Source organism: Fulvivirga ligni (genome assembly GCF_021389935.1).
Classification (GTDB): domain Bacteria; phylum Bacteroidota; class Bacteroidia; order Cytophagales; family Cyclobacteriaceae; genus Fulvivirga; species Fulvivirga ligni.
Genome location: NZ_CP089979.1, coordinates 5,296,378 through 5,316,354 on the forward strand (window position 1 = coordinate 5,296,378; position 19,977 = coordinate 5,316,354).

At 39.2% G+C, this 19,977-nt stretch carries 21 protein-coding genes; 8 read left to right on the forward strand and 13 right to left on the reverse strand.

Annotated elements, in window-relative coordinates:
* Positions 1 to 28 precede the first annotated feature (28 nt).
* The 5 genes from LVD16_RS22360 to LVD16_RS22380 form a co-directional block, all read right to left on the reverse strand.
* Positions 29 to 1,204 carry a hypothetical protein gene (locus LVD16_RS22360; RefSeq protein WP_233770520.1) on the reverse strand — a complete coding sequence of 392 codons (1,176 nt, stop codon included), beginning with the start codon at positions 1,202 to 1,204 and terminating at the stop codon, positions 29 to 31.
* On the reverse strand, positions 1,192 to 1,554 hold the full coding sequence (locus tag LVD16_RS22365) for a PadR family transcriptional regulator (RefSeq protein ID WP_233770521.1): 363 nt from the start codon (positions 1,552 to 1,554) through the stop codon (positions 1,192 to 1,194). Before LVD16_RS22365 ends, LVD16_RS22360 begins: the two co-directional genes overlap by 13 nt.
* Before the next feature lie 73 nt (positions 1,555 to 1,627).
* Complete coding sequence (locus LVD16_RS22370; protein ID WP_233770522.1) at positions 1,628 to 2,107, reverse strand: hypothetical protein; 480 nt, start codon at positions 2,105 to 2,107, stop codon at positions 1,628 to 1,630.
* A 52-nt stretch (positions 2,108 to 2,159) separates the two neighbouring features.
* Positions 2,160 to 2,432, reverse strand: coding sequence for a hypothetical protein (locus LVD16_RS22375; protein ID WP_233770523.1), 273 nt, complete (start codon positions 2,430 to 2,432; stop codon positions 2,160 to 2,162).
* A gap of 10 nt (positions 2,433 to 2,442) precedes the next feature.
* Positions 2,443 to 3,261: an AraC family transcriptional regulator gene (locus LVD16_RS22380; RefSeq protein ID WP_233770524.1), complete on the reverse strand. Its 819-nt coding sequence runs from the start codon at positions 3,259 to 3,261 to the stop codon at positions 2,443 to 2,445.
* Between the two features lie 123 nt (positions 3,262 to 3,384).
* Here LVD16_RS22380 and LVD16_RS22385 point away from each other — a divergent pair, with 123 nt between their 5' ends.
* From LVD16_RS22385 to LVD16_RS22410, 6 genes are read left to right on the forward strand one after another with little or no spacing between them, the layout of a single operon-like run.
* Positions 3,385 to 3,786 carry a DoxX family membrane protein gene (locus LVD16_RS22385; RefSeq protein ID WP_233770525.1) on the forward strand — a complete coding sequence of 134 codons (402 nt, stop codon included), beginning with the start codon at positions 3,385 to 3,387 and terminating at the stop codon, positions 3,784 to 3,786.
* A complete protein-coding gene (locus LVD16_RS22390; protein WP_233770526.1) occupies positions 3,783 to 4,577 on the forward strand; it encodes an SDR family NAD(P)-dependent oxidoreductase in 795 nt (264 codons plus the stop codon). The genes LVD16_RS22385 and LVD16_RS22390 overlap by 4 nt, the downstream gene beginning before the upstream one ends.
* Positions 4,578 to 4,593: 16 nt before the next feature.
* Positions 4,594 to 5,556 (forward strand): aldo/keto reductase, encoded by a 963-nt coding sequence (locus tag LVD16_RS22395; RefSeq protein WP_233770527.1) that lies wholly within the window; start codon positions 4,594 to 4,596, stop codon positions 5,554 to 5,556.
* A complete protein-coding gene (locus tag LVD16_RS22400; RefSeq protein ID WP_233770528.1) occupies positions 5,556 to 6,404 on the forward strand; it encodes an MBL fold metallo-hydrolase in 849 nt (282 codons plus the stop codon). Before LVD16_RS22395 ends, LVD16_RS22400 begins: the two co-directional genes overlap by 1 nt.
* Positions 6,405 to 6,418: 14 nt before the next feature.
* Positions 6,419 to 7,639, forward strand: a complete 1,221-nt coding sequence (locus LVD16_RS22405; RefSeq protein ID WP_233770529.1) for an MFS transporter — start codon at positions 6,419 to 6,421, stop codon at positions 7,637 to 7,639.
* Positions 7,640 to 7,659: 20 nt separating this feature from the next.
* Positions 7,660 to 8,829 carry an MFS transporter gene (locus LVD16_RS22410; protein WP_233770530.1) on the forward strand — a complete coding sequence of 390 codons (1,170 nt, stop codon included), beginning with the start codon at positions 7,660 to 7,662 and terminating at the stop codon, positions 8,827 to 8,829.
* Between the two features lie 548 nt (positions 8,830 to 9,377).
* Here LVD16_RS22410 and LVD16_RS22415 read toward each other — a convergent pair.
* Together LVD16_RS22415 and LVD16_RS22420 are read right to left on the reverse strand one after the other, a co-directional pair.
* On the reverse strand, positions 9,378 to 10,001 hold the full coding sequence (locus tag LVD16_RS22415) for a hypothetical protein (protein WP_233770531.1): 624 nt from the start codon (positions 9,999 to 10,001) through the stop codon (positions 9,378 to 9,380).
* A gap of 17 nt (positions 10,002 to 10,018) precedes the next feature.
* On the reverse strand, positions 10,019 to 10,600 hold the full coding sequence (locus LVD16_RS22420) for a hypothetical protein (protein ID WP_233770532.1): 582 nt from the start codon (positions 10,598 to 10,600) through the stop codon (positions 10,019 to 10,021).
* Positions 10,601 to 10,851: 251 nt separating this feature from the next.
* Between LVD16_RS22420 and LVD16_RS22425 the strand changes: the two genes are divergently transcribed.
* Positions 10,852 to 11,397 (forward strand): hypothetical protein, encoded by a 546-nt coding sequence (locus LVD16_RS22425; RefSeq protein WP_233770533.1) that lies wholly within the window; start codon positions 10,852 to 10,854, stop codon positions 11,395 to 11,397.
* 97 nt (positions 11,398 to 11,494) lie between these two features.
* Here LVD16_RS22425 and LVD16_RS22430 read toward each other — a convergent pair whose 3' ends face one another.
* Both LVD16_RS22430 and LVD16_RS22435 read right to left on the reverse strand, forming a co-directional pair.
* Positions 11,495 to 11,932, reverse strand: a complete 438-nt coding sequence (locus LVD16_RS22430) for a GNAT family N-acetyltransferase (protein ID WP_233770534.1) — start codon at positions 11,930 to 11,932, stop codon at positions 11,495 to 11,497.
* A gap of 3 nt (positions 11,933 to 11,935) precedes the next feature.
* Positions 11,936 to 12,328 (reverse strand): rhodanese-like domain-containing protein, encoded by a 393-nt coding sequence (locus tag LVD16_RS22435; RefSeq protein WP_233770535.1) that lies wholly within the window; start codon positions 12,326 to 12,328, stop codon positions 11,936 to 11,938.
* A 132-nt stretch (positions 12,329 to 12,460) separates the two neighbouring features.
* Between LVD16_RS22435 and LVD16_RS22440 the strand changes: the two genes are divergently transcribed.
* Positions 12,461 to 13,363 (forward strand): LysR family transcriptional regulator, encoded by a 903-nt coding sequence (locus LVD16_RS22440; RefSeq protein WP_233770536.1) that lies wholly within the window; start codon positions 12,461 to 12,463, stop codon positions 13,361 to 13,363.
* Here LVD16_RS22440 and LVD16_RS22445 read toward each other — a convergent pair.
* The 4 genes from LVD16_RS22445 to LVD16_RS22460 form a co-directional block, all read right to left on the reverse strand.
* Positions 13,338 to 13,874, reverse strand: coding sequence for a hypothetical protein (locus LVD16_RS22445; RefSeq protein ID WP_233770537.1), 537 nt, complete (start codon positions 13,872 to 13,874; stop codon positions 13,338 to 13,340). The two genes, LVD16_RS22440 and LVD16_RS22445, sit on opposite strands and share 26 nt — an antisense overlap.
* Before the next feature lie 488 nt (positions 13,875 to 14,362).
* Complete coding sequence (locus tag LVD16_RS22450) at positions 14,363 to 14,977, reverse strand: hypothetical protein (protein WP_233770538.1); 615 nt, start codon at positions 14,975 to 14,977, stop codon at positions 14,363 to 14,365.
* A gap of 886 nt (positions 14,978 to 15,863) precedes the next feature.
* The gene (locus LVD16_RS22455) at positions 15,864 to 18,332 is read right to left on the reverse strand and encodes a phosphocholine-specific phospholipase C (RefSeq protein WP_233770539.1); all 2,469 of its coding nucleotides are present in this window, start codon (positions 18,330 to 18,332) and stop codon (positions 15,864 to 15,866) included.
* Between the two features lie 171 nt (positions 18,333 to 18,503).
* Positions 18,504 to 19,973: a SusD/RagB family nutrient-binding outer membrane lipoprotein gene (locus tag LVD16_RS22460; protein WP_233770540.1), complete on the reverse strand. Its 1,470-nt coding sequence runs from the start codon at positions 19,971 to 19,973 to the stop codon at positions 18,504 to 18,506.
* Positions 19,974 to 19,977: the final 4 nt, after the last annotated feature.

Below are 19,977 nucleotides of genomic sequence, written 5' to 3' on the forward strand. Positions count from 1 at the left end.
CCTCTTCCACTTATATAGAATAATGCTATCAGAACAATTCCAAAGATTGAGGAAATGAAATGAGATAGTGGGCTATCACTATCATTAAGAAAGTGCGGGTTATAGGCTTTTTTCTCACCAGAATTAACCCTACTAAAAATACTACCAACAAGGGCAGATTAAATATTATGTTATACATTCCTTCAGCTAAAGTACCCATAGAAATCAAACTCCAGAGCAGCACATAGACCGCTGTTACTGTAAGCATACCATAGCTTATGAAATCGGTTTTGGAAGTGTTATATAAGCACAACACAATACCAATTAGATAAAAGGCCGCAGCAACTCCTACTCTCACAGTGGGAGGAAAAATGGCTGCTATGGGAAGTATAAAAGCAAAGAAACCAACCACTAATAACAGCTTATAAACTTTGCTTCTCAATTGAATATCATACCAGTTCAAAGCAAAGAAGTGAAGGCCCGCTCCATAAATTACGACCACAGAAATTACAAAGGCACCGGGATTCTCCCCTACTCCAAACTGGCTAAGCCACATAACTAATCCGAAGGTTAAAAGTATTAGCAAGAACCTTTCTATACCAGGTCTGTATTTTTGATGCAGATAGAAAAGAATATTATCTTCTGATGCTCCCTGCCGTGTGAAATGTTGAGTGATAATTGGAAAGATAATCACCAGGCAAACAATTGAAGCAACTCTTAACTCAAAAAAACCTGGTAAATGTAAGATTTGAAATGACCAGGACAGTAAGAAAAGGGTAATCCCTAACACTACACCGAGTGACAGCGCCCTTCCCTTTTTATCTTTATGCAAATAAATACCGGATACCGTGCCTACCAAAAATGATAAGGCCATAGTGGCAAATGCAAAAAGCAACAACATACCCGCACCTTGTAGGTGGAGTATTTTGAATATTGAAGATGCCAGCAATAGAGCTAAAGAAAGGTAGGTTAGTCCCGTAGCCCAGTTAAATCTTTTTTTAATGGCTTCCATAGTTTCGTTTTGAATTTGAGTGAAATGATGTTCAGGTATATCTTTTTTTATGATGTTCCATGCCTCTTGCTGGGTATGGCCCTGCTGCTCGTAGTATTCTATGTCACTGAGGAAATGATCCAACATCTCCTGCCTCAAAGGTTTAAAATCTAATCCCTGGCTATCCAGGTAGTGCTCCACCTGAATTTTTATTGATTGCTCTATACTCCCCACGCTTCTAAACCAAATTCAGGGTTCTTTCCCGGCTTTAAAATGTCATTAAGGATGTTAGTAAACTGCTGAAGATCAGATACCTTCTCTTTTGCCAGCTCCTTTCCTTTTTCATTCAACGAATAGTATTTTCTGGCTCTGCCATCTACCAATTCACTGGTAGTAATAAGTAAGCCATCATTTTCGAGCTTGTATAAAATGGGATACAATGCGCCGTAAGTAAGCTCTATCTCACCCTTTGAGAGTTCTTTTACCCGCTGGCTGATCTCATAACCATACATGCGATTCTCATCCGCCAATAGCTTAAGTACTATGGTTTTGATGGTGCCCTTTATGTATTCTTTTGATTTCATAATATTTAATTTACTTAAATATATAGATAAAAAAATTTTACTGCAAGAGATTTATTTGAATTCTAATTATTGACTAGCATGTGCAAAAGGATAATACAAGAATATTGAGCGCTTTTAATTCTTTAAGGTATGTTTTAAACCGAGGTGTAAAGGCATCCCAGTTTACGAATCCTGATTCATTTTCTGATAGAAAGGCTTGAAAAGCATTTATTTTAGCTTTAGCTTCCTTTGTAGGTGATTGTAAATAAACAACTGAATAACTACATAGCTCAACTTCGCCAATTTGATATATTTCCATTTCATTCTGAAGTATACTTCGTTGATCATTAGCATTCATCTCTGTCTCGAAATATAGATAGGCATGAACCTTAGCTTCTTGTAAGGTAAAATTGACAATATTTTTAGTCAAAATTTTTGAATATACATAGCCCTCTGCCTTTTCACCATCTTGAGTCTCCACTGATAGCTTTAGGAGTACTCGAGGAGCAATATCAGCTTTCGCAATAAAACCAATACAGAGGCAAGCGCAGATAACAAGGAGACGAATCATCATTAATTTTTAGTTAAAACAATATTTTTTCATTCTTTAATCAAAAATTAAGCCATTAATCTTTCGACAGGAACACCTTCCACATCAATAAAAAGAGATTGGTAAAAATTGCCAAAAGAGCAGCATACCAGAGAAGAATTGTTACGAGCATCTCACCCTGGCCGTCGTAAAAGCCGGCATAGAAAAAAGGCCAATGGAGAAAAACGCAATAATTATGTACAGCCGACCAACCAACTTCAATTAATGCCAAATAAAAGGTGGATATCAAGATAATTACGGCCAGCCCCAATGAGAGCAATAACTTTTGTTTCGGTGAGATTTTAGACATGCCATGGTCTTTACCTCAAATTATTCTTTTTAATAAACTTATACAAATGGCTCTCATCTACAAAGCCAAACTCTGAGGCTATTTGTTTTAGAGCTACGGTACCGTGAGATAACCGCTGCTTTATGAGCTGAAGTCTAAAATCATTAACGTATTCTCTAAGGCTTGTACCCACCTTTTCCTTAAAAAGCATCCCCATGTAGTTAGAAGAGTAGTTAAAATGATCCGACATAGATTTCAAAGTGAGCTTAGCCGGATCATAAATATGGAGCTCTATATACTCAATCAGTTCCTGGGCCATACCGCGGGCTGATGATTTCTGGACAGCAATGGAGCTACAAGCATGGCTGTTGCGTTTCAGAATAAGCATAACTATACTGAAGATTTGAAAAACCACCCTTTTATTCAATAATCTGCTGCTTTCATACTCAGCCACCAACATCTCCATGAGCTGATGCACCATTATCTTATCCTCTTTAATTTTAAGCAGGCTTCCGGTTTTGCGTTCTGGGTAGTTGAGCAAATGGTCTACATCTTTATTCCACTCACCAGGCTGGGGCAGATCTGCATGGGCATTGAAATACAATTTGGTAAACTTAAAATAGATAAACCTCGTGGTTTGCTTTACTTTAAACTCGTGCTCATCGTCCGGACCGAGAAGAAACAGGTCACCTTTCTTATAATGAAAGTCAATGTCATTGAGTAGGTGCCTACCACAACCTTTAGCAATAAATACTATTTCAAAGTGATTATGATTATGCCTGGGGTGCGGCCACTCATCCACTTCAAAATCTGTCACCACCAAGTCTTCAAATTGATTGTATCTCCTCATCTATCCTGATATTTAGTCATTATAAAACTTCATGTCTTTTTACATAAAAGCCTTAGATATTTACCTAAACGTTAAAGATGCTTCAGCGTTATAACATTGAAAGTATTTTTAAGAAATAAATCTATGAGCAACCAACAATCAGCATATGCTTTGGCACGCCTACCCATTGGCTTCAGCTTTCTGGGCCATGGTCTTGTGCGACTGCCTAAACTACAAGCTTTTGCTAATGGAATGGCTAGTTCTTTTGAGAGCACTATTCTAAAATATGAGTTTGTGAAATACTTCGCCACGGCACTTCCTGTGGTGGAATTATTATTAGGTCTGGCGTTGCTACTTGGTGTGAAAATGAAGGCCACCTCTACGGCAGGCATTTTCCTCATATGCATCTTAATATTTGGATCAAGTTTGCAGGAAAACTGGTCGGCAGTAGCTATACAATTATTCTACGGCCTTTATTTCGCCATTCTGCACCTATTTGCTGATTATAATGGATATGCTCTAGGTTTAAAATCAATCAAAAAATGAATTTAAAACTCGAAAATAAAACGGCCTTAGTAACAGGCTCTACAGCGGGAATAGGATATGCCATTGCCAGATATTTGGCTAAAGAGGGAGCGTCTGTCATTATTAATGGCAGAAAACAAGAAGACCTGGTAGATGCCATGGAACAAATGAGGCAAGAAACTGGCAATGAAGACATTAATGGAATTGCCGCTGATTTCAGCAAGAAGCAGGATGTGGACAAACTACTAAAAGCGATACCTGATGTAGACATTCTGATTAACAATGTTGGAATTTTCAATCAGGTAGACTTTGCAGACATCACTGACGACCAATGGTTTGAGATGTTTGAGATCAATGTGATGAGCGGGGTAAGACTTGCCAGGCATTACTTCCCTAAAATGATGGAGAAAAATGAAGGCCGCATCATTTTCATCAGTAGTGAATCCGGGCTAAATATACCCACTGAAATGGTTCATTATGGTATGAGTAAAACTGCTCAACTATCCATTTCAAGAGGCTTAGCCAGACTCACTAAAGGCAGTAACGTTACGGTAAACTCAGTATTACCGGGACCTACATGGAGCAGAGCCAACAAAAAAGCTCTCGAACAACAGGCTGAAGATGAAGGCAAAAGCGTGGATGAAGTGATCAAGGACTTCTTCGAACACCGAAGACCTACCTCGCTAACACAGCGCTTTGCAGACGTGGATGAGGTGGCCAGCATGGTAGCCTATATTGCCAGCCCACTTTCATCATCAACTAACGGCGCCGCTCTAAGAGTAGATGGCGGCGTGGTAAATTCAATTGAATAATTAAAATTTAAAAGACATGGAAAAGAGACAATTAGGAAATACAGATTTATATACTTCTCCTATAGTATTTGGAGGAAATGTGTTTGGATGGACTTTGAATGAAAAAGAGTCGTTCGAAATGTTGGATCAGGTGATTAACTCAGGTTTTAATACCATTGACACCGCTGATGTTTACTCCCGATGGGCTGATGGCAACAACGGTGGTGAATCTGAAGAAATTATTGGTAAATGGATAAAAGAAAGAGGCAATAGAGATGCTGTAAATATCATAACCAAAGTAGGTTCTGACATGGGCCAGGGTCATAAAGACCTTACGGAAGCCTATATTCTAAAAGCAGCGGATGCATCCTTGAAAAGATTGCAAACAGATCACATAGACCTATATCTTACTCACTGGGATGACGACAAAACTCCAGTAGAAGAAACATTAGGTGCATATGAAAAACTTATAAAAGCCGGAAAAGTAAGATACATTGGAGCTTCTAATCTTTCTCCTGAAAGGCTAACTGCATCTTTAGATGCCAGCAAAAATGATGGCTTGCCCAAATACGAGGTGTTCCAGCCTGGCTACAACCTTTACGACAGACAAGAATTTGAAGAAGGGGTGGCCAAAATCTGCAAAAATGAAGGACTTGGCGTGATCACTTATTTCTCTTTGGCTAGTGGTTTTTTAACCGGAAAGTATAGGTCTGAAGAAGATTTTAAAGGTAAGGCAAGAGCTTCTTTCACAGAAAAATATCTCGATGAAAAAGGAAAAGAGATATTAGCAGCCCTTGATGATATTGCTGAAAAACACAATGTTTCTCAAGCGGGTGTTTCCCTGGCCTGGTTGCTACACAAACCAGTGGTAACAGCACCTATTGCTAGTGCTACCAAGAGCAAGCACTTACAGGCGTTTACTGAGGCTGCTGAATTGTCATTATCTACAGAAGACATGGAGCAGCTAGATGCGGCCTCTAGTTATAAAGAATTAACCTAATGAGGATTACACTTTTAAGGTTAGTGTGTTTGGTGTTAGGGCTTGTCGGTGTGGTGCCGGCAAGCCTATTTTCCCAATCTATAGAAACCATCAAAGCCAAGGAGAACATTTACCTGGTGGGAGACAGAACGTACTCGTTATTTTATATTACTGATGACGGTGTAATCGTAATAGATCCATTAGATGAAAAGCATGCTTCTGCCACAATGGAGGCTATAAGAAAAGTGACTGACAAACCAGTTACTCATGTATTTTACAGCCATAATCATTGGGACCATATCACTGGTGGAAAGATATTTAAAGACCAGGGAGCTCGTTTTGTAAGCCACATCGAAGCGCAGGAAAACATCACGCCTAATGACAAGGTGATAATGCCTGACAGCACCTGGAGCGGAGATAAGGCGGTATTCAAACATGGTAATAAAGCACTGGAATTACACTATTATGGGCGCAACCATGGAAATGGCATGACAGTCTTTCGCTTTCAAGAGCACAATAGTGTGTTCATTATTGATCTGGTTGTGCCTGACCGCGTATTATATGCCTATTTGCCCGATGCTTCACCCAAAAGATGGGTGGAAGATTTAAAGGAAATCCAAAAACTAAAGTTTGATGAGGTGTATATGGCACACGTAAGAGCCATTGGTGATCGTAGTGATATTACGCTTATGCAAAATTATTTTGACGATCTTTACACCGCGGTGAGAAAAGAGCTGGCTGGCAACACACCATTCTTCGAAATACCACAGAAAGTAAAAATGCCTCAATACAAAGACTTGAAAAATTATGACCAATGGCTTCCCATGAATGTGTGGCGGATTATGATGGAAGAATCTATTGGTAAATGATGTGAACTACTTACATGCTGAAAAATAAAGTGATTACAGAAGCCAACAAGGGGATAGCTACTTTGTTGGCCTTTTCAATAGTACCCCTCTCCGGATTAGTTACGGATATTTATCTCCCCTCTATGCCGCATATGGCTACTAACCTGGGTGTAGATGAAAGTAAGATCCAGCTTACGCTTAGCTTTTTCCTGATCAGCTATGGACTTACACAGTTCATTGCCGGGAGTATTATTGACGCCTTGGGCAGGTTCAAAGTAACGTTGATCTGCTTACTAATATTCTGTGCTGCCAGCTTAAGCATTGCTATCACCAGTAATATCAACCTGATTTTAGCCATGCGCATTATTCAGGGAATTTCCACTGGCTTTATCATAGTGAGCAAGCGTGTCTTTTTTGTTGATGTATATGAAGGTGAAAAGCGCAAAAACCTGATCAGCACTATGACTATAGTTTGGGCTGCTGCACCTATATTAGCTCCATTTGTTGGCGGCTATTTGGAAGATTATTATGGCTGGCGAAGCAACTTTTACGTACTTACAGGATATGGATTGCTCATGTTCTTTCTGGAACTTATCTTTTCCGGAGAAAGCATTAAGAAATATCATGCATTAAAAATTAAGACCACCCTAAGAACTTATGCTGATATGCTGCGCACACCGGACTTTGCTCTAGGTATAGCTATGACCGGCATTAGTTATGGCCTGGTGATGATGTACAGCATGTCTGGGCCATTTATTATAGAACATGAAATGGGATATTCACCAGTAGTGGCTGGTTACGTATCATTACTCCTTGGCGCAGGCTGGATGGTGGGTGGATTTACCTCAAAGGCCCTGTTAAAGTATAGACCCGGCAATAAATCATTTTCCTCTTTAGGCATACAAATACTTATGGGAGTAATCATGGCTTTCGCAGGTTGGTTAGGTCAGGATCTGTTTTCCCTCTCTGTCACGGCTTTTGTTATTCATGCTGCAGCCGGATTTATATTCAACATCTTCTTCACCCATTGCCTATCGCGATTTCCAGATTATGCGGGTATTTCGAATGGCATTACCGGAGGTGGCACCTATTTCGTCACCTCATTTCTAAGCTATAGCGCAGTAGCCATTTTTCAGCCTTTCGCCGAAGAATACCTGGGTTATGGATATTTAGGCTTTAGTGTAATTGGAATAGCTGCCCTCATTTCGTGGCTCGCTTCCATGAAAACTAAAGCCGCGACACAGCCTGCTAGTTAAGCTCAAAATACCGCAATCAATTGACTACGAATAAATTACCAAAATCACTACTTATACTCATGGCAGCCAGCACCGGACTGGTGGTGGCTAATAATTACTATAACCAGCCACTACTAGGAGAAATGGCGCGATCATTCCATGTGGCGGAGACTGAGGTCAGCTTCATTCCTATGCTTACACAAATTGGTTATGCTGTAGGGCTTTTCTTAATAGTACCGTTAGGAGATAAATACGAACGAAAAAAGCTTATATTATCAGATTTCATATTTATAATCGCCGCACTATTAGCAGCTGCTGTAGCTCCAAATTTAGTCACGCTGATGATCGCCAGCTTTTTCATAGGTCTAAGCTCGGTACTACCTCAACTATTCGTTCCTATGGCAGCACAGCTGGCTACTGATGAAAAGAGAGGAGCATCCATCGGCACTATGATGACCGGAATGCTCGTAGGAATTTTGGGTTCCAGAACTATAAGCGGCTTTGTAGGAGCACACCTGGGCTGGAGGTCCATGTATTTCATTGCTGCCGGCATTATGGTTTTATTATGGATCCTTCTGAAAATTAAACTTCCGACGCTTAAACCAGAATTCAGTGGCAACTACGGACAGTTACTAAAATCTATCATTCACCAGTTCAAAACCAGGCCTAGATTGCGAATAGCAGCTGTAAGAGGAGCATTTGATTTTGCCAGTTTTAGTATTTTCTGGACTACGCTGGTTTTCCTATTAGAAGGAGAACCTTTTAATATGGGTAGCGATGCTGCTGGGTCATTTGGTTTTGCAGGCATAGCGGGAGCCATAGCAGCTTCTTATGTAGGCAGGTTAGCAGATAAGCATGACAAAAGCAAAATAGTAATAGGTGCTGTAATAATTATAGCCATCTCCTGGGTGATATTGGGCCTCTCTCATGCCAGCATCATAGGCTTAATCATCGGAGCTATACTCCTGGATCTTGGCGTACAATCAGTTCATATTACCAACCAAACCATAATTTTCGAAGGAAATCCATCTGAAAGAAACAGAATTAATACTGTGTACATGGTTCTCTATTTCATTGGCGGCGCCACCGGAACCCTCATCGGCGGCCTGGCCTGGACTCACTTTCAGTGGACCGGTGTTTGCGTAGCAGGAGGTGCTTTTGGGTTATTAGTTTTGCTCACACATTTGGGCTTTGGAAGGTCATTGAAGTGAAGGTTTGGTGATCGCACTGGCATTACAAATGCCATTGTCAACAAATCCTCGTCACAGACGAGGATTAGGTATTTAGGCCGGTAGTTTTGTTGGTGATAACACCATAAAAGGCAAGAATACGCATAAATACAAATCTTGCTGCTCAGTCGTGCGGTGAAACAATATTGAAAAACAGACCTATCTCAAGTCCTTAGTGGTAGGGCATATCTATGAAATGCCTGTGTTCTCGGAAGACCTTGCAGCAAGAAAGATTTTTTTGTTACTTTTTTGATCGACTGCAAAAAAGTAAAGAAACCGAAGTTATGGAATGCGAAAGTGATAATTGCATTACAAATACTAGGTTCTGCAAATCCAATTAAAAACAAGGGTAGCAGATGAAGACACCTACTAAAGCCAAGGGATAGGCTGGTAGTTTTGTTGGTGATAACACCAACAAAGGCAAGAGAGACTTAGTCATGCGGTGAAAGATTTTGTAAAACAGACTCTTTTTAAGTCCTTAGTGGCAGGTATACCTACTTTGATCGACCGCAAAAATCATCATCTATCTCTTACTCCACGCAGCTGTTATTATAAAAATCTACCATCAGGAAAATGTCCTTTTTAGTGATATACCTGTTCTCTATAAGCGCCACCAATTTGGGGCAGTCTTTAAAGTATTCTGCCATTTCTCTTTTAAATGGTGTTTCTATTCTGTGCAATTCTTGTTCTGAGAACTGAAGTAAATATAAATGTGAAATGGATTGACCTCCGCCCATGACCATACCATTGGCATCTATCATGGGACCTGTATTAAATGTTTGAGCCAACTCATAGAGATTTAGGGCGCCTTCTTTCAATATTCTTATGAAAATTTCTGAGCCAGCACCTTTTATTACCTCACCTTTGCCGTCAAAATTGGGAACCACCACCATAGTTATGATCTCATCTTTGTTTGCGAGTATCACTTTATCCACACCACTGGGATCCAGATTTCGAAGGCTGTTTCCTTGATAATATTTCATTCCCTCCTGAATAATGTGATATTTGGGATTACCTGAAAGAAAGTCAACCGGTATTCTGAATTTTACCTCCTCAACGCTGCCGTCTAAATAGAATATTTTACCCTTGAGGTTTTTAGCCGCAACCGCACTAGAAATTGTTACAAGCATGAAGAACAATACTAAGTATCTCATCTTTGAATGATTTTGACCTACCTGATTATATCGAAAATAAATACTACAGCAAACATCCACCCAGTATACATTAAGGTATAACCCAAAGCATAAGCTGCTGAAGCAGAAAAACTCCCCCTAGTTTGAGGAGACCTGGAAAACACTGCCTTTAAAGCTCGAAAAAACACCCAATAGAGCATTGCTAATATTAGAATTAACGAAATCCAGAGCACAAATTCAAACACGAGCATCAGTATCAACATTACTATACTCATCACAATCCACCAAAGGATAGATAATAGCAAATTGGTAAATGGATTATCATCCCCATCAACCTCTCCAAACTCGGGCATACTTCCTGCCCCTGTTATGATACTTCCCATTTCATAACTGTTGATTTCAGGCATGTCATTCACAAGCTTTAGCCCCTTATATAAACCATAAGTCATGAATAAAAATAATGAAAAGCCTATAATCGCAAGTGAAATATAAAAGTTGTTGGTCAGGCTCCTGCTGTAGTTAATTCCGGTGGCATAGATCGTGATAACAGTTACAGCTATAACTAATACAGATATAATAAATACAGATTTACCCTTAAGATAGGTTTCTCGAGCTTTCATAGATCACCAACTAGACTGGTGAACAAATTAATTATATTATTAAAAAAATAAAATTTATAATCCGTTAAAGTAGCATGACTATTATCACAAGTTGGTAATAGTAAAAGCTTATCATCAAACCATAATAGCTGAGAGTTCTAGAGTTTAAAAAAAAATCATTTTTTGAATAGGGGATATTAAGATCAAGATTGTATTAAATACAATTAACACTTCCAGAATTCTGGAAATTTTTTACACCTAAATCCATAACAATGAAAAAAACATTAAAAATTTCGTTTCTAATCCTTTTAACCACCTTATTCATTTACTCATGTCAAGAAACTGAAGAACAAATACTCGAAAGTGAAGAACTTACAGAACAAGACATTTTGGCTATTCAAAAGCAATTAGAAGAGAATCTATCACAACTTAATATAACTAAAGCTTCTCAGGTGGCAGCCAGCTATTCTTCCTTTCAGGAATTTATGGAACAAGCTTCTATTGAAGAAAAAGCTCTTTTCAGAGGCACAAATACCATTTATCAAAAGCTTGAGAATAGACTTAAAACCACCATTAAAAGCAAAGGCGTAAAATTTGTAAGTAGTCAATTTACTTCCACATCCAAAACCAATACAAATGCGCTTAAGGATACCAACTGTTATGACATTTGTTTAATGGAATCTCACGAGGTGTGGTTTGATACTTATGCTAGCACAGGAGACATGCAGACAGCGAATACGGCACAATCCTTCTACTATGCTGGTTGCTCTTATGGATGTACAGCATCAAATGGGGATCCAGACGATTTAATTTATTAATAATTTGCTAATTAAGTCACATGTAAAAATGTGGCTTAATGAGCAAATTTATTTTCCAATATATCAAACAAAGTCTCCTTAGCACATTCAATGATGATTACCTCCAAACAAACCTCTCTTTCATCTTTGAAACGGCTCCAAGCTTTTTATAAAACCCAATGGCAGCTTTATTAAAACTCGGGGTTTGCCACTGAATGTGGTCACATTCTTCTTTTATGGCCAATTGCCATATCTCTTGCATCAATCTCATTCCCAACCCTTTACCTCTTGCCTCCTCTTGAAGGTATAAGCAATCGAGATATAAATAGGAACAGGCATGCCAGGTAGAATATTGCTTCATAACTGAAGCATAGCCTACCAGATTATCCGCCTGCTCCACTACCAGACATTGAATGACTTGATTCTTAAATAGTAGCTCGGAAAGTTTTTCTGCCAAATGATCTACCTCAATATCACTCTTTTCGTATTCAGCATGCTGTTTACATAGTTCTGCTATTGCTGCAACATCATTCATCTTCGCCGGTCTAATAATCATAGGTTAACAAGCACATCTCATGGTTACTCCAGAAGTGCCATTAGTACCTTCAGTAGCGTAACCATCTAATTTCCACCAGGCAATACCACCAATGAGCTCCTTCACTTTAAACCCAAGACGAGCCATATTCAGTGCTGCTTTTGTGGAAGCATTACAGCCAATTCCATCGCAATAACACACATAGGTTTTTGATTTATCCAGATGACTGGTAGATTCTTCGTTCATCTCTCTATGAGGTAGATTGATGGCCATTGGAATATGTTCTTTCCGATATCCAAATTCCTTTCTGGCGTCGATAACTACTACATCTTCTTCGGCTTCCAATGCATCAAATAGATCTGATGGATCCATTTCGTAGTTCAATTTGCATTCGTAAAATTCAGTTTGACTTAGCATAGTTTTAAGATTTAAGTTGTACAAATGTAATTTCAGGTATTACACCGGCCTAGTTCTGAAAATGAGGTATTCTCAGCCATAGCTGAAAAATTCTCAAACTGTCACATTATTATATTTATTAACTTGGTCTCCATGGAAATCAAGCATTTCAGACTCATTAAAACCATCGCAGATGAGGGCAGCATTGCTAACTCTGCGGAAAAACTTTTTCTCACTCAATCTGCTCTTAGCCACCAGCTTAGAGAACTTGAAGAAAGGGTGGGATTCAAGGTATTTTTAAGAACAAGGAACAACTGGGAGCTCACTGAAGAGGGCCAGGCACTCTATAAGTTAGCAAATAAAATCCTAGATAGCATAGAAAAAGGCTTCAAGAATATTGAAGAGATAAGAAAGGGCTCAGCCGGACTTATAAAAGTGAGTACAGAATGCTATTCATTCTATCAGGGGCTCTCATCTTTTATCCAAAAAATGGGCTTATTATATCCAGAAATTACGGTAGATCTTATACTGGAAGCCACACATCACCCCATTAGCAAGCTACTCTCTCAGGATATTGATATAGCTATAGTCACCCGCCAACCAAATCATGAAAAGCTAGTAAATTTTGAGATCTATGAAGATGAAATCTATGCCATTATGCATAAAGAGCACTTACTAGCCAAAAAACATTTCCTGGATACGCAGGATTTTCAGGATTTGCACTTGATCATTCACTCTTTTCCTCTCGAAACAGTATCAGTTTACGAACAGTTTCTAAAACCTAATCAGGTAACTCCTTCAAAAATATCGGCCATACCGCTAACTGAAGTGGCCCTGGAAATGGTAAGCGCTAACATGGGCGTTACATGTATGCCTCTGTGGGCATTAAAAGCATTTAAATTACCTCAAGAGTTGAGCTTTAAACGTATCGGGCAGCATGGACTAAAGAGAAAGCACTTTTTAGTGGCACGAGAGAGTGATCAGCACAAAAAATATATTAATGATTTTATCATCAACTTCTTAGAAACCTTTAGTGAAGTGAAACTGGACCATTAAAGTCAAAGGTCATTCCTCCTTTTTCATCAATGGACATTAACTTGATGTTTCTATTTACCAAAATTTCACCTTTACGTAAATCTATAACGGTCAATAATCCATAAGAGCTGGCATAAGTGTACCCTGTAAGTACTAAATAATCATATTTATCTGAATGACAAACAATGGCATTTTTTGAATTAACCGTACTTTGAGTTAATAAATCACCTGCAATTGAATTACCATCCTGAATCTTCACCCATCCTTCACTATTAGTAAAAGTCACATTATACTGCTCATTCTTTAATGTCACAGATAAAAAATCTCCAGGATCATTCCAATCTGGCGCCATTGCCAAAGTTACTGTAGTTTTCCCTACACCATCCACATTAACATGAAAGGTTTCTATGGCTTTCAGATGTGTAGTGGACTTCAATTCGTGTAACGGCTCCTTAATCGATAGATTAGTCTGGCTAAAAGATGGAATGGCTATAGTGACACAAAGGATGAGGAGGATGGATTTTAATTTCATTTCCCTAATTATATTATTTATATAAATGAAACAATTTTAATTTTTATTTGAAACGATTAAGGCATTTTATTATTGTGGACATGATATGCATGCAGTCAAGTTGAAGAAACCTACGAAAGCGAAGGATTCAGTTGGTAGTTTTGTTGGTGATAACACCAACAAAGGCACTAAGATGCATACATGCAAATCTTGCTGCTCAGTCGTGTGAATAATCTTAAATGAAAAACAGGTTTATCGCAAGTCCTTAGTAGCAGGGCATATCTATGGAATAATGCCGCTCTCGGAAGACCTTGCAGCAAGAAAGATTTTTTTGTTACTTTTTTGATCGATTGCAAAAAAGTAAAGGAACCTTAGCTATGAAATGAACCCCTTAGCAATAATCGCAGCGCAAATGCCAAGCACCAAGAATCCTCGTTGAAAACTAGGATTAGGGAAAGTGATTTGGCAGATAGAAACCTGGAAAGGACCAGGAATAAGTTTGTAGAAGATCAATCGCCGCAATGGCTATTATAATAATCAACAATCTCTTCCAGGTGTTTTCTCTTGAAATGTTTGTTATTAACTAATTCAACTACTTCAGGGCAGTCTTTCAGAATTCTGCTAATAAATCGATCAAAGCCTCTCTTCATCACATACTTTAAAGGCCCATCCCCTACTTGCATATATAAGTTTAATTCAAGTGTCTTACCAGAATTATTATTCGAATATCTACTCTCATGTTGTAAATAGCTTTCATGATCATACAACTTCAGCTTTCCATTTTGCTTCCTATGCACAAATGAATAAGGTTCATTGTGATTAATGAGATAATGACCACCATTTTCATGTTCGGTATTAAACGATATTAAAACAATCGCATCTCCTTTGTAATTAAAGCGTATCTCCTTGGCATCTTGCGGTAATACAACCTTCTCATTATTTTCATGATCAAAATAAGTAATTCCTGACTGAATTTTAATGTATTTGATACTACCCGAACGCATTGGCACATCAAAAACTACCTCTTCTGTATGATCCTCATAAATTATTTTTCCTTCAATTTTCTTAGCTTCCGCGGAAAGCGTGATTAATAAAAAGGTAATGGCAAAAATTAATATTCTCATTCTAATCTTTTAATCTTTTACACCTACAAGTATAAAACAATCTTAAAAAAGATCATGAAATAAATATTTGCTATTGCTAAATCTTTCAAACATAGGGATGACGTTTGCTATATGTACGTGGTGCTTAAATAAAAAGCATCGTAGTTTCGTAGGTGGAGACACCTACGACGGCATGAAATTTTAATTGCCTCCTTCTGTTAACTTTGATCGACGGGGCTCAGGGTGACTCGATGGTGGTCTTCAAATCTTGCTGCTCAGTCGTGTGAATAATCTTAAAGGATAAACAGGTTTATCTCAAGTCCTTAGTGGCAGGGAATATCTATGGAATAATGCCGCTCTCGGAAGACCTTGCAGCAAGAAAGACTTTTTTGTTACTTTTTTGGTCGATTGCAAAAAAGTAAAGGAACCTTGGCTATGAAAAGCAAGAAGGAATTCAGTAGTGTAGCGGAGGAATATCCGGAATCTTACTGTTGGGTTTCTAGAAGCTGAACAGCGAGATTCCGGCTCTCCGCTGCGCTGCGGCCGGAATGACGCTTTGTTTGGGGTATCTATGTCGAGATTACTGCCTGTAGTTTCGTAGGTGGAGACACCTACGAAGGCGAAAGTTAAATACTCATACATTACTAGCCATATCCGGGAACGTCATTCCAAAATTATGTAGCAGAGCGGAGGAATATCCGGAATTTTACTGTGAGGTTTACTAAAACTGATCAGCAAGATTCCGGCTCTCCGCTTCGCTGCGGCCGGAATGACGTTTGCTAGATCGGTTCGTAGTTTCGTTGGTGATAACACCAACGAAGGCATAGAATCCACAAACCCTCATTGAAAACAAGAATTAGGATGGAGAAACCTACGAAAGACCAAGATTATTAAACCAGGCCACTCATCACCCCATCTGAGGATCAGAAATACTGTTTTTACCAGTTTCCAGTCTACCAGCGTAGGTGATTTCTACATTTTCAGAGCGCACTTTAAAATCATACCAGCCTTGACTGTTAGAGGTGTCTATGATCACTGTTTGCATAGTCTCTGGCTTTAATGAGAGCTTTTTATTGGTCTTGTTATAAACCTCTTCTACCAATTCCACATCATGGTTCGAGTTACTCTTGAGCATCACTTTCATTTGCTCCTTATAACCTCTACCCTTTTTTACTGCTTCACAGGCAAGCTCTACACCAGGCCTGCCTTTTTTTCCTTTGAACTCGCGGTAGTATCCATTAGGACCATTGACCTGTAGGTGATACTCATCTCCTTCAAACTCTTCTACTGGCCATTCATACTCAAGAGTATCTCCGGATTTAACAGCAAAAGACCATGTTCTTACAGGCTCAAACTCACCTGTTTCTTTGTTTTTATAGTTACCTGGTGCATGCACATTAAACGGGGCTCCCAGTGATTTTTTACCGAAAATATTTTGCGCAGCCACAAATCTGATCAGAAACTTCTTACGATCAGGACTTTGTCTACCGTCTGCATGTAAATCATAATTCAAAGCAGTAGACGGCTTAGTACCCGGCTCCTGCTTAGGCAGTTGTGATGAATTTTTCCCTTCTCTTGCTATATTTTTAGACTCTTCTTTTGACAATGACTTCACGCCTCCTGGCAATTTCTTAAATTTAGCATTGTAAATTTCCTTGGTAAACTCTTTACGATCCACCCATTCTGGAAATTCAATCTTCTCTCCATTATATGGCCTGAAAACAGAGGTAAGGTCACCACTGATGGTCCTTCTCCAACTGCTTATGTTAGGCTCTTCTATCTTTTTACCAGTTTTATGAGATAAAAAGTTCTCCAAAAACTGAATTGTTGATGTAATATCACAAACTTCAGAGTTTACCCAGCCTCCACGAGACCATGGTGAAGCCACTATTAGTGGCACTCTAAAACCTAGCCCTACGGGGCTGGTTCTGGCATCTTGATCTGAAAAACTCTCTTTCTTCTCAGCCGCTTTAGTAACGAACTCACCGGTTACGTCCAGACCCTCAGAAAGCTTTCCTGAACCATTATCTGCCGGATTAGGGGCTACAAATGGGGGTACATGATCAAAATAGCCATCGTTTTCATCATAATTAACAATAAAAATGGTCTTTTTCCAGATTTCAGGGTTTTTAGTTAAAATATCTAGCACTTCAGATACATACCAGGCTCCATACCAAGGTGCACTTGGGTGATCAGAAAACTTTTGAGGTGCCACTACCCAAGAAACCGCTGGCAGCTTGCCGCTATTTACATCACTCCTAAACTGATGTAGAATATCGCCTTTGGGCAGGTTGGTTTCGCGCTTCTCAGCCCCATCATCATAGGCCATGGATTGAACTTTGTGGTAATCAGGGTCCTTAATATTAGTAGTGAAAGCCTTTTTATGTAAATTCTTTTGAACCTCAGTAAGCTCAGCAAATTTCTCTGGATTCCATTTACTGATATAGTCAGTGAGGGCCTTTAGCTTTTGTTCCTTTTCTTGCTTTGCATCTATATCCTTTTCCTCAACAATTTCCTTTTCAAGCTGGACCTTAGTGGTAAGCATCCAATCATAATGGCCCGGACTAAATCGTACTCCAAACTGCTCGAACCACTCTAAATTGTTATCCGTAAAATTTGCAAGTAATGAGTCATCTTCAACATTGGTAGGCAAGCTCACTTCATTTTGATATACTCGCCATGAGACCCCTGCTTCTTCCAGGCGTTCTGGAAATGTGGTCCAGTTTACCTCGTTGTCATATCCCATCTCTCCATTCCGAACTTTTGCCTTGTCCTGAGGACCATTGTGAGTTTTACCTGTCCAGAAGTAATTTCGGTTGGTAGTAGTACCTGTTAAAGCGGCACAAAAATGCTGATCACACACCGTGAAGGCATCAGCCATGGCGTAATAAAAAGGAATATCTTCACGGGTATAATATCCCATGGTTAATGGAAAATCTCTATATTCAGGGTTACCGGGGCGCTTTGCTTCAATCCATCCATCAAACTTACCTTCATTTCGAGCATCTACCTGATTCTCCCATGAATGCGGAAGGTCTCCCATCCAGGTCACTTTAGTATTCTTAATATCCAGTCTGTGGGGTGTAAATCTATTTCCATGATTATCAGGCTGCAGCCAAACTGGAAACTTACCTGGAATTGTAATGGCTCTGGGATCATTAAAACCACGTACCCCTTTTAAAGTACCGAAGCAATGATCAAAAGATCGGTTTTCCTGCATCAGCATCACCACATGCTCGGCATCATAAAAAGTGGTGCCGGGATCTGGTGCTATAGCCATGGCTTTATGCACAGATTGTGGTAAAACATGCCAGGCTCCTGCTCCACCAGTGAGCAATGCTACTTTTTTAAGGAAATCTCGTCTAGAATCAGTCATTGGAAATAAAAATCGGTCGTAGGTTAATGCGTTGCAAAGTAAGTTATCAGGTTTTAATAAAATGCCTATTCAGGTTATGAATTTGTTAACCATAAAACATCAGCTCTGAAATGAAACTATCCAATGACTGGAAAGCCATCGGATAGTCAATATTGTGATTTAAATTCTATTTTATTCTAACCACCAGGTAATTTCATGGATATCATCATTGCTGGCACCAAACTGCTCAGCTATGGCAGCATCTACATTACTAGTGTTAAAATTATACTCAGACTGAGGGTACATCCATCGGTATGGAATAGTTACACCTGATGGTCTTCTAAAAGTAGGCTCGCCTGTTCTCAAATGCTCGAAATATGCTGACCAACCAATCTGTAAGAATGACTGCAGGTATTTCTGCATAATGATAAGCTCCACTTTTGATTGCATGTCACCAGCATTAGCAAAACTGTTAATACTTTTAGCCAGGTAGTCATCAGCTTCACTTTCAGAAACATACTCAGAATAGTTCTCAGCATACATTTCATAGAACTTGAACGAGGCTTTTACACCAGAATTGTACAGCTGAGCGGCATCTGCGGATATCCAACCTCTCACGGCTGCTTCTGCCAAAATGAGTTGTTGTTCGGAGAAACCCAAAAGCATATAAGGCTCATTTTCAGGATCTTGATAGTATCTCGGATTTACTTTTGAGACCTTACCATTAGCGGCTTTCAAGTTCACATCATTATACTGAGCTGCAGGGTCACCGCCTTCATAAGCAGTAAAATCATTGATAGCCTTACCATCTTCTTTGGCTGACTTGGTTTGTGTAGCATAGATGAACAACCTTGGGTCTTCACGATCTTGCAACCTTTTTATAAAGGTAGAATCCATGTACATACCAGAGCTAAAACCACTGCTATTGAAATGAGGATACCTGTTATTCTGCTGATCTAAAAATACTAACTGGCCATTATCCGCCACGCTCTCCATTAAAGGCTCATTTTGATAAATAGAGGCAAAATCTGAAGCGCTAACCACCCCATTTTTATTAGACAAAGTAAGCATTACTTTTAGTCTGAAAGCATTGATTAGTTTTCTCCATGACTCGGTGCTTCCATCATAAATAATGTCTCCGGCGATAATAGCATTGCTGGATTTCAAAATGTCATTAGCTTCAGCTAGCTCAGCAAGAATACCTTCAAAAATGGCCTGCTGATCATCATACTCAGGTTGATAATTTTCAGAACCTTCACCACTCAAGGCATCAGTATAAGGCACATCTCCAAAAGTGAGTGTTAAGTTATAGAAGTAATAGGCTCTGAAAAATTTACCTAAAGCGATATAAGAATCATCCTCTATACGCTCTGCCTCCTCCATCATTTTAGTGACATTTCTTAACGTAGAATAATCGTCAAAATCTCCCCTATTCCATTTATAATATTGGTAAGAATTTTCACCATCAGTTTGAACCAGCATTTTAATGGCATACAAAGGATCAGTGCCCGTAAAGGCCTGAAAAGCATTCCATTCAACATTGGTAAGCAATAGCTGAGGGTGTGTTTTAGTTGGTGAATTAGGGTTCACATTCATTTCCTCCAGGTCCTGACATGCAGAAAGCCCAACCACTATACTTAATATGATTAATATCTTTTTCATCTTC

Excerpts from the sequence above, each read along its gene's own strand:
- LVD16_RS22445 (WP_233770537.1), bottom strand. The coding sequence starts at position 13,874 with ATGAAATTAAAATCCATCCTCCTCATCCTTTGTGTCACTATAGCCATT.
- LVD16_RS22415 (WP_233770531.1), bottom strand. The coding sequence starts at position 10,001 with ATGAGATACTTAGTATTGTTCTTCATGCTTGTAACAATTTCTAGTGCG.
- LVD16_RS22375 (WP_233770523.1), bottom strand. The coding sequence starts at position 2,432 with ATGTCTAAAATCTCACCGAAACAAAAGTTATTGCTCTCATTGGGGCTG.
- LVD16_RS22420 (WP_233770532.1), bottom strand. The coding sequence starts at position 10,600 with ATGAAAGCTCGAGAAACCTATCTTAAGGGTAAATCTGTATTTATTATA.
- LVD16_RS22400 (WP_233770528.1), top strand. The coding sequence starts at position 5,556 with ATGAGGATTACACTTTTAAGGTTAGTGTGTTTGGTGTTAGGGCTTGTC.
- LVD16_RS22430 (WP_233770534.1), bottom strand. The coding sequence starts at position 11,932 with ATGATTATTAGACCGGCGAAGATGAATGATGTTGCAGCAATAGCAGAA.
- LVD16_RS22455 (WP_233770539.1), bottom strand. The coding sequence starts at position 18,332 with ATGACTGATTCTAGACGAGATTTCCTTAAAAAAGTAGCATTGCTCACT.
- LVD16_RS22460 (WP_233770540.1), bottom strand. The coding sequence starts at position 19,973 with ATGAAAAAGATATTAATCATATTAAGTATAGTGGTTGGGCTTTCTGCA.
- LVD16_RS22380 (WP_233770524.1), bottom strand. The coding sequence starts at position 3,261 with ATGAGGAGATACAATCAATTTGAAGACTTGGTGGTGACAGATTTTGAA.
- LVD16_RS22385 (WP_233770525.1), top strand. The coding sequence starts at position 3,385 with ATGAGCAACCAACAATCAGCATATGCTTTGGCACGCCTACCCATTGGC.
- LVD16_RS22395 (WP_233770527.1), top strand. The coding sequence starts at position 4,594 with ATGGAAAAGAGACAATTAGGAAATACAGATTTATATACTTCTCCTATA.
- LVD16_RS22450 (WP_233770538.1), bottom strand. The coding sequence starts at position 14,977 with ATGAGAATATTAATTTTTGCCATTACCTTTTTATTAATCACGCTTTCC.
- LVD16_RS22440 (WP_233770536.1), top strand. The coding sequence starts at position 12,461 with ATGGAAATCAAGCATTTCAGACTCATTAAAACCATCGCAGATGAGGGC.
- LVD16_RS22390 (WP_233770526.1), top strand. The coding sequence starts at position 3,783 with ATGAATTTAAAACTCGAAAATAAAACGGCCTTAGTAACAGGCTCTACA.
- LVD16_RS22425 (WP_233770533.1), top strand. The coding sequence starts at position 10,852 with ATGAAAAAAACATTAAAAATTTCGTTTCTAATCCTTTTAACCACCTTA.
- LVD16_RS22365 (WP_233770521.1), bottom strand. The coding sequence starts at position 1,554 with ATGAAATCAAAAGAATACATAAAGGGCACCATCAAAACCATAGTACTT.
- LVD16_RS22370 (WP_233770522.1), bottom strand. The coding sequence starts at position 2,107 with ATGATGATTCGTCTCCTTGTTATCTGCGCTTGCCTCTGTATTGGTTTT.
- LVD16_RS22435 (WP_233770535.1), bottom strand. The coding sequence starts at position 12,328 with ATGCTAAGTCAAACTGAATTTTACGAATGCAAATTGAACTACGAAATG.
- LVD16_RS22405 (WP_233770529.1), top strand. The coding sequence starts at position 6,419 with ATGCTGAAAAATAAAGTGATTACAGAAGCCAACAAGGGGATAGCTACT.